Source organism: Nocardiopsis sp. MG754419, assembly GCF_018207095.1.
GTDB lineage: Bacteria > Actinomycetota > Actinomycetes > Streptosporangiales > Streptosporangiaceae > Nocardiopsis.
Genome location: NZ_QOCZ01000072.1, coordinates 1 through 12,063 on the forward strand (window position 1 = coordinate 1; position 12,063 = coordinate 12,063).

Sequence of the window (12,063 nt, forward strand, 5' to 3'; positions counted from 1 at the left end):
GCGCACCCGGTCGACGTGGTCGAGCCCGTTGATCCGGCGGATGAACTCGATGTTGTCGGGGTTCCAGGGCGCGTCGTCGCGCACGCCGGTCGCGTAGCGGGCGATGGCCTCGTGGATGGACGGGTCGTCGTAGGACATGGGCAGGCGCAGGGTGCGGCTGGGCACCCGCAGCCGTGAGGTGGGCGGTAGCTCCGCCTCGATCTCCTGGAGCAGGTCCAGGAGTGTCCGCAGGGGCAGCACGTCCGGGTCGATGTGCAGGTGCAGGGAGCGCACCCCGGGGGTCGTGTCGACGATCCCGGCGGGCGCGTGGCGGTCCAGGGCCGCCATGAGGGCGTGGACGCGCATGCGCGACCCCAGGTCGAGCACCATCGGCCCGTACTCGACGAGGAGGTTGTCGTGCCCGCTGCGCCGATAGGTGACCTCGGGGGTGCCCTCACCGGCGGGGATCCGCGCGAGCACCCCGTCGTCGCCGTCGCTCCCGGTGACCCGCAGCAGGGGCGCGGCGGTGGGTGTGGCGTGCATCTTCTCCGCGGCGGCCTCGGTCACCGGATGGAACCGGACGGTGTCGCCGGGGCGCAGCTGACCCACCTTCCAGCGGGCGCCGGTGACCACGGTGACCGGGCAGACGAACCCGCCCAGGCTCGGTCCGTCCGGGCCGAGGAGGACGGGGGTGTCACCGGAGAGGTTGACCGCGCCGATCGAGTACGCGGTGTCGTGCACGTTCGAGGGGTGCAGCCCCGCCTGGCCGCCGTCGGCGCGCGCCCAGGACTGTTTGGGCCCGGACAGGCGCACCCCGTTGCGGGCGGACTGGGGGTGGACCCGCCAGTCGGTGGCGTAGAAGTCGGCGAGGCCCTCGCGGGTGAGGAACTCGGGGGCGGCGTGCGGCCCCTCGGACACCTCGATGTCCCAGTGGGCGCCCTCGCCGCCCTCCGTGGACCGGGAACGTGCGGGGTCGTCGAAGTCGGGGCGGTCCCGCTCGGGGACCGGAGCGGGCTCCGCGGCGTCCGCCGGGACCGGGGCCGCGCGGAGCACGTCGCCCGGGCGCAGGGCGCGGCCGGCGTGGCCACCGTACTCCCCGGCGGTGAACGTGGACGTGCTCCCCAGGTACGCGGGGACGTCCAGGCCGCCGCGGACCAGGACGTAGGTGCGCATGCCCGGGCCGCGGGCCGGCCCCACGTCCAGCACGGCCCCGGCCGGGACCTCCACGGGCGCCCAGGAGGCGCTCGGGACACCGTCCACGGTGACGTCGGCGGGCGCCCCGGTGACGCACACGGTGGTGGCGTGGGTGAAACGCAGCGCCGGACCCTCCATGGTGCATTCCAGGCCGGGGGCGCCCTCGGGGTTGCCCAGGGCGCGGTTGCCCAGGCGCAGGGACAGGTCGTCCATGGCGCCCGAGGGGGGTACGCCCACCTGCCAGTAACCGGTCCGTCCGGGGAAGTCCTGGACGGTGGTGAGGGTTCCGCCCCGTTCCACCTCGATGCGGGGCTCGGGGTCGCCGACGGTGCCGCAGGTGGCGGTGGTGTGCTCCACGGCGCGCACCCGGGGGTGGTCGGCGAGGGCGCGCAGCGCCCCCAGGTTGGTCTGCACCCCGTCGACGCGCACCCGCGCCAACGCGCGGCCGAGGCGGTCGAGGGCGTCGGTGCGGTCGTCGCCGCGCACGATCACCTTGGCCAGCATCGGGTCGTAGTCGCTGGTGACCCGTTGCCCGGTCTCCACCCACCCGTCCACCCGCACGTCGGAGGGGAACTCCACCCGTGTGAGCAGACCGGAACTGGGCCGGAAGTCGTGGGCGGGGTCCTCGGCGTACACACGCGCCTCGACGGCGTGTCCGGTACGGTCCGGGCCCTGCGGAGGAACGTCGGCGAGCACGTCCTCGCCACGGGCCAGCCGCAGCATCCAGGCCACCAGGTCCACCCCGGTGATCGCCTCGGTGACCGGGTGTTCCACCTGCAGACGAGTGTTGACCTCCAAGAAGGAGGCCTCACCGCGCTCGACGTCGTAGACGAACTCCACCGTGCCGGCGCTGCGGTAGGACACGCCCGCGCACAGTTCGCGGGCGGTGCGGTGCAGTTCGGCGCGCAGGTCCTCGGGCAGGTCCGGCGCGGGGGCCTCCTCCACGACCTTCTGGTTGCGGCGCTGGAGCGAGCAGTCGCGGTCCCCGAGGGTCACCACCTTCCCGTGGCCGTCCCCGAAGACCTGCACCTCCACGTGGCGGGCACGGGAGACGAAGCGTTCGACGAACACGCCGCCCCCGCCGAAGTGGGTCCGCGCCATCCGGGAGACCTGGTCGAACGCGGCGCGCAGGGCCGTCTCGTCGGCGCACGGGAGGAGCCCGATCCCACCGCCGCCGGAGGTGGACTTGAGGATCACCGGGTAGCCGATGCGCGCGGCCGCGACCACCGCGGCGTCGGCGTCGGGCAGGGTCTCGCTGCCGGCGACCATGGGCAGCCCGGCGGCGGCAGCGGCCTTGCGGGCGGTGTGCTTGTCGCCGAACTCCTCCAGGTGGCGCGGCGCGGGTCCGACGAACACCCGCCCCGCGGCCTCGACGGCGTGGGCGAACTCCGCGCTCTCGGATAGGAACCCGTAGCCCGGGTGGACCGCCCCGGCGTCGGTCTCCCGCGCGGCGGCCAGGACGCGGTCGACGTCGAGGTAGCTCTCGGCTGCGGGCGCCGGCCCGAGGCGGACGGCCTCGTCGGCCATCCGGGTGTGGGCGGCGCCCGCGTCGGCGTCGGAGTAGACCGCGATGGTGCGCAGGCCGAGTTCGCGGGCGGAGCGGATGATGCGGCAGGCGATCTCGCCTCGGTTGGCGACGAGCACGGAGTCGAACACGGGGCTCTCCCTCGGATGTGGGGCTGCGGGTGTCGGAGATCGGGGTCGCCGAGCGAGGTTCAGGGGCCGGTGTGCAACGCCATCCGGGTCAGGGCGCGCTGGGCGCGTTCCAGGACGACCTCCATGGACGCGCCGACGTGGTCGTGCAGGGCGCGGTGGGCGGCGTCGAGTTCGTCGGCGAGGAGGTGCTCGACGATCCCGATGTGCTCGTCGATGGTGGAGGTGATCCGGTCCTCGGTGAGGAAGTCGTACATGCGCACGCGGCGGATGCGCTGGTTGACCGAGACGAGGGACTCGGTGAGGGCGCCGTTGCCGGAGGCCCGGGACAGGGCGGCGTGGAACTCCTCGTCCAGGAGCACGAAGGAGGGGTCGGGGGCGGGGGGCTCGGCGCGCAACTTCTCCCAGCGCTCCCGCTCGGCGACGAGGACGGCGGGGTCGTGCCGGACGCCGGGGTCCTCGATGGCGCGGGCGATGCCGCGCAGTTCCAGGGTGACCCGCAGTTCGTAGAGGTCGCGGAGTTCGGGCAGGTTCGGGACGGTGACGTAGAAACCCTGGTCACGGCGTTCGACGAGCCCGTCCGAGTGCAACCGGGCCAGGGCCTCGCGGACCGGGGTGCGGGACACCCCGAAGAGCGCGGCCAACCGCACCTCGCCCAGGCGGGTGTGCGGCGTGACGCGGCCGCTCAGGACCTCTTCACGCATCAGGGCGTAGACCCGGTCACGGCGGGAGACCGCGGTGCCCCCGACGTCTCCGGCGGCCGGGCCGGGCCGTGTATACAGCGGTGTGTCCATGGCCCACGACGCTAGGAAGCCCGTGTTTCACGGGCCCTGTCGTCGGGTGAAGCCTGTGTTTCCCCGTGTTTCCGCCTGTTTCGCGCCCCGGTGCGCCCGGTCGTACCCCTGTGGGGCCGGTGGGTTCCGATGGGTCCGGTGCCGGGAGAGGGACCCGGTCCGCATTCGGGCGCGCGGGGGGTTGGGCGCGGAGTCCGGGCACGGGGTCCGGACACGAGAAGGGGCGCCCCTTCGGCCCGTCGGACGGAAGACGGAACCGGAAGGGACGCCCTTCGGAGGGCCGGATGGTGATCGGGAGTGGGAGTGGCACCATCCGGGGAGGGACCGCCCGCTCTCTACTTCGGGCGGTCCGGGTGTGGCTCTACCAGACGTTCACGCCGAGGGCCCAGCTGAACAGGCCGTACATCGAGAACATGATCATGAACAGGGCCGCGAAGTTGAACCACAGACCCGCGCGGAGCATCTCGGTGATCTTCACGTAGCCCGAGCCGAAGGCGATGGCGTTCGGCGGGGTGGCGACCGGGAGCATGAAGGACATCGAGGAGGCCAGGACCGCCGGGATGACCAGGGCCAGGACGTCGACGCCCATGCCGACCGCCACACCGCCCATGATGGGCAGGAAGGTGGCAGCGGTGGCGGTGTTACTGGTGAGCTCGGTGAGGCAGAGGACCAGCACGGTGACGGCCAGGATGAGCGCCCACATGGGGACACCCTCCAGGATGGAGACACGTCCGCCGATCCAGGTGCTCAGGCCGCTGGAGGTGAACTGGCTGGAGATCGCGATACCGCCACCGAACAGCAGCAGGATGCCCCAGGGCAGCTTGAGGGCGGCGTCCCAGTCGAGCAGACGGTTGTTCTTGTCCACCGGGATGATGAACAGCAGGACACCGACGATCATGGCGACCATGGCGTCGGAGACGCTGCCGATCCACGGGAAGAGCGACGCGAAGGCGTCGTTCTTGGCCAGCATGGGGGCGGCGATCCAGGAGAAGGCGGCGAAGCCGAAGACGAGCAGCACGAGCTTCTCGGCGCGCTTCATCGGGCCCATCTTGCCCAGCTCGGAGCGGATGAGCTCCTGGGCGCCCTCGATGCGCTTGACCTTGGGCGGGTACACGATCTTGGCCAACAGCACCCAGGCGATGACCAGGAAGATCATGGCCAGCGGAACACCGGCGACCATCCACTCGCCGAAACCGATGTGGATGTCGTGGTTCTCGGCCAGGTAGCCGACCATCAGGACGTTGGGCGGGGTGCTGATGAGGGTGGAGACCGAACCGATGGAGGCCGAGTAGGCGATCGCCAGCATCAGGGCGGTGGCGAAGTTGGCGTCGGTCTTGCCGTCGCGCAGCTGGGTGACCAGACCGATGACCGACAGGCCGACCGGCAGCATCATGACGGCGACGGCGGTGTTGGACACCCACATGCCGATGACGAAGGTGGCGGCCATGAAGCCGGCGATGAGGCCGACGGTGTTGGAGCCGACCTTGGAGACGATCAGCAGCGCGATGCGACGGTGCAGGTCCCACTTCTGCATGGCCAGCGCCAGCATGAAGCCGCCCATGAACAGGAAGATGACGTCCGAGCCGTAGGACGAGGAAACGTCCCCGACCTCGACGTTGTCGATGAGCAGCGGGAAGAGCACCAGCGGGAGCAACGAGGTCGCCGGGATCGGGATGGGCTCGGTGGCCCACCAGATCGCGATCCACGCGGTGATCGCCGCGACGACGGATCCGTTGACGGACATGACCGTCTCGGTCTCGCCGTCACCGAGCGGCAGCGGCATCTCCGGCATGACCAGGAAGATGATCAGACCGACGAGTGGTCCTGCCACGAAGCCGATCACACGGGAACGCGTGGTGCGCTCACCGGGGGTACCGCGCTTCTTCTCGTTATCGGGCTCGGCGCCCGACCCCTTGTTGGCGGTGTCCATCGCCATGGTGGTCGTCCTCCTGATCGTCTGGGGGATACCGGCCGGTGGGCCGTGCCCGCCCCGTGGGCGACCGTGGTGTTTCCACCCGGTTGCTCACGGGTTACTTCCAATAGAGCGATGGTGAGTACGTATGGGTAATGTGTGCAACGCAACTACCCAAGACTTGGGATTCCTCTGACATTGGGCCACGCTGGGTATGTGTCCTGGGGCACATCGTGACTCTTGGTGGTCGTGGACCACGTCCACGCACATGCTGTCTAAGCTGCGTCTATGCGACGGGAGAGAGTGACGGGGACACTGAGCCGACGGCAGGCCATCCTCGGGTTGACCGGAGCCGCGTCACTGGTGGCGGTGAGCGGTTGCACACCCGACCCCGCACCGGAACTGCGTGAGCTCGTGGTGGCGACGGGGCCTCCCGGGGCGGTGTACCGGGAGATCGGCGGACAGCTCGCCCTCCTCCTGGACGAGCGCGTCCCGCACACCGAGGTGATCCCCATCGAGACCCGGGCCTCGCACGACAACCTCTACCTGTTGGAGGACGGCACCGCCCACCTCGGACTCGCCAACCTCGACTCCGTCCTGGCCACCGAGATCGAGGCCGAGGCCCTGATCAGCGCCGTGGGGCGGCTCTACGACAGCTTCGTCCACCTGGTGGTCCCCTACGACTCACCGGTGGACTCGCTCGCCGACCTGGAGGGGCTGCGGGTGTCCCTGGGCGCGGTGAACTCCGGCACCGAGTTCACCGCCGAGCAGATCCTCGACGTCACCGGGGTGCGCTTCGAGGAGATCCGGCTCGACCAGGCGGACTCCGCCGAGGCCCTCGACGCCGGACGCATCGACGCGATGTTCTCCCTGACGGGGCTCCCCACGCCCGCCATCGCCGACCTCGCCGAGGAACGCCCCCTGCGCCTGGTCGACCTGTCCGACACCGCCGACACGATGGTCAAGGTATACCCGGAGGCCTACTTCCCGGCGACCATCCCCGCGACCACCTACAGCGGGATCCCGGCCTGTCCCACCATGTCCATCCCCAACCTGCTGCTGTGCCGCCAGGACCTACCCGAGGAGCTCGTGCGCCAGGTCACCGCGGCGGTCTACACCGGGGCCGCGCACCTGGCCGAACAGCGCCCCGAGGCCGCCCAGATCAACGTGCGCACCGGGATCTCCACCGGCATCGTGCCCCTGCACCCCGGGGCCGAGCAGTGGTACCGGGAGAACAAACCGGCGTGAGCGGTACCCCTACAGGCGGGGCGCGACGTCCTCGACCGGCTCCTCCGGCGCCTCGGCGGGCGGCAGGGTGATGATCACCCCGAACCCCCGGTGTTCCTCGTCGGCCAGACCGTCGCCGAGGGTGAGCCGACCGCCGGCCTCCCGGACGAGGTCGGCGGCGATCGCCAGACCCAGCCCCGTGCCCTCGGTGTTCTGGTGTCGGGGCGACCGCCAGAACCGGTCCAGGGCGGCCTCCCGCTCGTCCTCCGGCAGTCCCGCGCCGTTGTCGAGCACACCGATCCGGACCTCGGCGCCGTCCTCGGCACGGATCTCGATCCGGGTCCCCCCGGACAGGCGCATGGCGTTGCTGAACAGTTCGTCGAGGATGCTGCCCAGGCCGCCCGCCGGCGCGTGGGCCCACACCTGGTCGGGCAGGTCCGTGGTGACCTCGATGCCGCGTGACTGGCCCAGGGCCCGCCAGCGGGCCACCCGGGTCTCGACCAGGGCCGTCACGTCCACCGCCTCGGTGCCCGTGACGCTCTCCAGTCGGGTGGCCGCCAGCAGCGAGTTCAGCATCCGGTGCATCACCGTGGCCTCGTCGATCGCCACTTCGTGCGCCTCGCGAGCGTCCTCCCCCTTCAGGTAGGGCCCCAGGTTCTCCACCGACAACCGCAGGCTCGCCAGGGGGTTGCGGAGCTGGTGCGAGGCCTCGGAGACGAACGCGCGCTGCCGTTCCAGGGCGCGGCGCACGACGTCGACCATGGTGTTGAAGGAGTCGGTGAGCCGACGCAGCTCCGGCGGTCCGCTCTCGGCGTCCACGTGCACGTCCAGGTCACCGGCGGTCACCGAGGTGGTCGCGTCGTCCAGCCGCCGGATCGGCTGGAGCACCCACCGGGACAGCGGCAGCGACGCCGTCACCAACAGGGCCAGCGGGACCAGGCTGATCAGGGCCATCCATCCCCAGGCGGCGAGGATGTCCGCCCCCAGGCGCTGCGTGGAGGACACCAGGACCACCGCGCCCGCCACCTCGCTGTCCCGACCGATGGGCTCGGCGACCACCATCGGGTCGGAGTTCCAGGGCCACACGGTGGTGGGCGGTTCCGGGCGCTCCCCCGCGAGCGCGGCGATGATCCCCGCCTCCATGTCGACGTCGTCCACCAGGGACCGCATCCGGTCCAGGTCGCCCGACCCGGACACCACCTCTCCGTCCGGGGCCACCACCACCGCCGGGATCCCGTACAGCTGCTCGTAGCGGGCCATCTCCTGGGCGAGCGCGTTGCCGCGGTCGACCTCCAGGGCGGTGCGCGCCAACGAGGCGAACCGGCCCGCGTCACCCAGGCGGTCGACGTACACCTGCTGTGTCTCCTGCTGGGCGATGACCGCCGCCAGGGGGGCGAACACCGCCCCGACCAGCACGAACGCCACCGGCAACAGGATCGTCAGAAGTCGGCGGAGCACCGGTCAGCCCCCATCGAGCACGTAGCCGACCCCGCGCACCGTCCGGATCTGCACGGCGGTGCCCACCTTGTTGCGGAGCGACGCGATGTGGGTGTCCAGCGTCCGGGACGAGGCCTCCCAGGCCGCGCCCCACACCTGGTCGAGGATCTGGTCCCGGGCCACCACGTTCGGGGAGCGCGCGACCAGCAGGCGGAGCAGGTCGAACTCCTTGCGGGTGAGCTGGAGCGCCGTGTCCGCCAGCCTGGCTTCCCGGGAATTGACGTCGATGACCAGGTCACCCACGCTCAGCGGCGGGTCCTCCGCCTCGGGTTCGGCCCGCGCCGGTCGGGTGCGCCGCAGCACGGCGTCGATCCGGGCCAGCAGCTCGGCGACCCCGAAGGGTTTGACGACGTAGTCGTCGGCGCCGGCGCGCAGCCCCCGCACCCGGTCGCGTTCCTCGCTGCGCGCGGTGACCGCGATGATCGCCGTCTGCGGGCGTCGCCGGAGCCGGCGCAGCAGATCGATGCCGTCGGCGTCGGGCAGCCCGAGATCCAGCAGGACCACGTCGGCGGGTGCCGCGGTGAGAGCCCGCTCCGCGGTGGCCACGCGTTGAACGTCGAAGGAGGCCGAGCGCAGCGCGGTCACCAAGCCGCGTGCCACCCGGTCATCGTCCTCGACCACGAGAATGCGCATATGGCTTGCCATAGTAGGCAGAGTTGGGGACACCCGTCCCCCGCCCACGCGGTCACCCCCTCCGGGGGATCAACGGAGCGGTCTCCCGGAGCGTCCCCGCGACGTCCGGAACCTCGTGGCCCAGTCCCCGGAACCACTCCCCTACCTGCTCCAGCGAGGACTCCGTCCTCCACGCGCCCACGGACGTTTCCACCAACGTGAGCGGCTCATGCGAGCCGATGAAGGCGCCCCGAAGGTCGGGGGCGTGGCGGATCAGGGAGGCGCCCGGGCCGACGTCCCCCGCCGCGTCGTCGGTCCCTCGCCGATCCGTCACGTCCGTCACCGCTCTCCTCTGCTCCTGGGCACGAGGCTGAAAGAGAGAGCGCTGCGGGAGAACCGATCCGGCACAAGCGAAACGGCCGCCCAACGTCGTTGGTGGACGGCCGCGTCGGAGCGAGGGTCAGGCGGCGGGCACCGACGCCTTCTCCCGCGAGCGGACGCGACCCCAGGGCATCACACGGTCGACCGCCAGACGCCCACCGGAGAAGCCCAGGGCCAGGGCCGTGGCGCCCAGTACCAGGACGATCTCGAAGCCGCCGACCAGCGGGTCGTCGAGGTGGGCGAAGGTGTAGGCGCCGCCCATCATCAGTGCCAGGAGCACACCGGCGACCGGCAGGGCGAAACCGACGAGGAGCGCCGCGCCCGCACCGACCTCGATCAGGGCACCGACCAGGGCGGCGACCTGCGGCAACGGGATGCCCATCGACTCGAAGCCGGCGGCGGTCCCCTGAAGGTCGGTGGCCTTCGGCAACCCGTGGGCGATGAAGACGACACCGACGACGACACGGGCGAGCAGGGTGGTGACGTCGCTGATCCCGACCCTGGATGTCTGTTCGGTCATGGTGGATTCCTGTTCTGTGAGCGGGTACTCCGGGGGCTGTTCGCGGTGCCCGGTTCAAACACTTGAGGAAACAACCTTTTCCCGGGAAAACAGATGGTAGTACGTATCCGCCCGCATACCTAGAGTGTGCACCAGAGGAGTGAGCGTACTCACGGAGCCACCCCGACGGGGTGGCGATCGACGGCGGGGTCAGCCCGAGGCGCTCAGACCCTCGGGGTCGGCGTACCGCGGCTCCTCGCCCTGGGGATCGAGCGCCCCCAGCATGGCCTCGGAGATCACCCGCAACTGCTCCACCTGCTCCGGGGTGAGCGGGTCGAACACCAGACGCCGCACCTCGTTCACGTGCCCGAAGGCCGCCTCGCGCAGGACGTCCATCCCCGCGTCGGTCAGCTCGACGAGGGTGGTGCGCCGATCCCCCGGGCGCTTGAACCGGCGGATCCTGCCCTCGGACTCCAGACGCGCCGCCGCGTGGGAGAGCCGACTCGGCGAGGACCGCAGCAGGCGGGCCAGGCGGGTCATCGTCAGCTCCCGGTTCGGGGCCTCGGAGAGCATCACCAGGATCTGGTAGTAGGCGTGCGGCATCCCGGAGTCATGTCTGAGCTGGCGATCCAGCGCCCCGTCCAGCAGGTGGACGGCCATGAGGAAGGTGCGCCAGGTCCGCTGCTCGTCATCGTCGAGCCACCGCGTCTCGGTCATCGAGCCCGAGCCCTCCGCAATACTTGTACGTTCGATGGTGCCGTCGGTCGACGCACCGGCCTCGCCACCCGACCGGAGGAAGGGTCGGGACGTCCCGCACCGACTCCGGTCCGGGCCACGGCACGCCACCCCTGGCCGTCGCCCCCGTGCGAACGTTCCGGTCGGCCGCTCGTCGGCCGGTACGGTCCGGTCGAGGGTGATCCCGGTCGTCTCCGCGCACGGGGAGGACGCGCCCGCGCCCTCGGCGCCACTGCGGTCCACGCCCGGTCGACCCTGACTTCTGAGGCCTGCCGCAACGCTACTACGCCGTAACGTGCGATGCTCCGGGCGCGCCGGGACTCGCCGCCCGGGCACACGGACCCATGACCGGTCCGGGTGTCTCCACCGAAGCCCGGCCGTGGGCCGAGGCCGCCGGCTCCCCGCCGGCCACTGCCGGCGGAGCCCGTCGCGGTGGGCCCCCGAGCACGGCGAGCGGTGTGCCCCGCTCCTCGTCGCTCCGGGGCCGGGACGGGACGGGGAGCGCCGGTCGAGGGCGACGGTGGGCGGGCTCCGGCAGGAGCTCATCGAGTCACCTTTCCCTGGGGACCGGTTCCTCTTCACCCAGCGCACAAAGCTACAAATCCCTACCAAAGGTCTTTCGGCCTCGGCGTCCTTCTGGGAAACTCCCGATCATGACGGGCACACGCAACCCTGCAGACGCAAGGACCGTGGAGGATCTGCTCCGCATCGACGGACGGATCAAGTACGTGCATTTCTGGAGCCACGAACCATCCTCGAACGGGATCTCGGCCTCCTGTCTCTCCCAGTGGTGGCCGGCCGAGTTCCGCGTCGACGGCGCCACCCACAGCACCGCGGAACACTTCATGATGATCGAGAAGGCCCGGCTGTTCGGCGACTCCGAGACCGCCACGAGGATCGCCGCCGCCGGGCACCCGAAGGAGGCCAAGGAGCTCGGCCGACAGGTCCGGGACTTCGACGAACAGACCTGGGAGAGGGAACGCTTCGAGATCGCCGTCCGCGGCAACGTCGCCAAGTTCGGTCAGAACGAGGAGCTGCTGCGCTACCTCCTCGGCACGAAGGAACGGGTCCTGGTGGAGGCCAGCCCCCGTGACCGTGTGTGGGGCATCGGGATCGGCCGGGACGACGAGAACGCCGAACGCCCCAAGTACTGGCGGGGACGCAACCTGCTCGGTTTCGCCCTGATGGAGGCCCGTTCCCGGCTCGGCGCCGAGCGCGCCGCGGCCTGACCCGCCGCTTCCAACGACGTCCGCCCTCGGGCCCGGAGGGACGGCGGGGCTCGGCACACGGGTGTGCGCGGCCGGCGGGACCCGCTCCCGCAGCCGTCGCCGGGCCGACGCACGGACCCCCGACGTCCGCGCCTCGTCACCGGACCGCCGCCCGTGGGACCCGCCCTCCCGGGCCCGGCACCCACCTCACGAGCGGCGAAATACGAGGTATGCGCCTTACCGCACCGCTGTTCTCCCCGATTTCACGCCGGGTCCCCCCGTTCACCCCTCCGTGCCGACCCCCGCGGAGTAGAGTGCCGGCACGCGGACAGCACGGTGCCCCGGCACCACGCCACGTCGTTCGGCCCCGGG

General features: G+C 71.4%; 10 protein-coding genes. 2 read left to right on the plus strand and 8 right to left on the minus strand.

What is annotated here, in order from left to right; genetic code table 11:
• From uca to DSY14_RS15460, 3 genes are all read right to left on the minus strand, one after another.
• Positions 1 to 2,829 (minus strand): urea carboxylase (gene uca, locus DSY14_RS15450; protein WP_211717265.1); only part of this gene is annotated, 2,829 nt, incomplete at its 3' end.
• A 59-nt stretch (positions 2,830 to 2,888) separates the two neighbouring features.
• Positions 2,889 to 3,620 (minus strand): GntR family transcriptional regulator, encoded by a 732-nt coding sequence (locus DSY14_RS15455; protein WP_211717266.1) that lies wholly within the window; start codon positions 3,618 to 3,620, stop codon positions 2,889 to 2,891.
• Positions 3,621 to 3,981: 361 nt separating this feature from the next.
• The gene (locus DSY14_RS15460; RefSeq protein WP_211717267.1) at positions 3,982 to 5,556 is read right to left on the minus strand and encodes a DASS family sodium-coupled anion symporter; all 1,575 of its coding nucleotides are present in this window, start codon (positions 5,554 to 5,556) and stop codon (positions 3,982 to 3,984) included.
• Positions 5,557 to 5,820: 264 nt separating this feature from the next.
• Between DSY14_RS15460 and DSY14_RS15465 the strand changes: the two genes are divergently transcribed.
• Positions 5,821 to 6,780 (plus strand): TAXI family TRAP transporter solute-binding subunit, encoded by a 960-nt coding sequence (locus DSY14_RS15465; protein ID WP_211717268.1) that lies wholly within the window; start codon positions 5,821 to 5,823, stop codon positions 6,778 to 6,780.
• A gap of 9 nt (positions 6,781 to 6,789) precedes the next feature.
• Here DSY14_RS15465 and DSY14_RS15470 read toward each other — a convergent pair whose 3' ends face one another.
• The 5 genes from DSY14_RS15470 to DSY14_RS15490 all read right to left on the minus strand — a co-directional run bounded on the left by DSY14_RS15470 (position 6,790) and on the right by DSY14_RS15490 (position 10,465).
• A complete protein-coding gene (locus tag DSY14_RS15470) occupies positions 6,790 to 8,217 on the minus strand; it encodes a HAMP domain-containing sensor histidine kinase (protein WP_211717269.1) in 1,428 nt (475 codons plus the stop codon).
• 3 nt (positions 8,218 to 8,220) lie between these two features.
• Positions 8,221 to 8,889: a response regulator transcription factor gene (locus DSY14_RS15475; RefSeq protein WP_211717296.1), complete on the minus strand. Its 669-nt coding sequence runs from the start codon at positions 8,887 to 8,889 to the stop codon at positions 8,221 to 8,223.
• 52 nt (positions 8,890 to 8,941) lie between these two features.
• The gene (locus DSY14_RS15480) at positions 8,942 to 9,211 is read right to left on the minus strand and encodes a hypothetical protein (protein WP_211717270.1); all 270 of its coding nucleotides are present in this window, start codon (positions 9,209 to 9,211) and stop codon (positions 8,942 to 8,944) included.
• A gap of 117 nt (positions 9,212 to 9,328) precedes the next feature.
• Positions 9,329 to 9,769: a DoxX family protein gene (locus DSY14_RS15485; protein ID WP_211717271.1), complete on the minus strand. Its 441-nt coding sequence runs from the start codon at positions 9,767 to 9,769 to the stop codon at positions 9,329 to 9,331.
• A gap of 189 nt (positions 9,770 to 9,958) precedes the next feature.
• Positions 9,959 to 10,465: a MarR family winged helix-turn-helix transcriptional regulator gene (locus tag DSY14_RS15490; protein WP_211717272.1), complete on the minus strand. Its 507-nt coding sequence runs from the start codon at positions 10,463 to 10,465 to the stop codon at positions 9,959 to 9,961.
• A 707-nt stretch (positions 10,466 to 11,172) separates the two neighbouring features.
• On the opposite strand from DSY14_RS15490, the gene DSY14_RS15495 reads away from it, so the two are divergent.
• Positions 11,173 to 11,712 (plus strand): NADAR family protein, encoded by a 540-nt coding sequence (locus DSY14_RS15495; RefSeq protein ID WP_307851237.1) that lies wholly within the window; start codon positions 11,173 to 11,175, stop codon positions 11,710 to 11,712.
• Positions 11,713 to 12,063 lie beyond the last annotated feature (351 nt).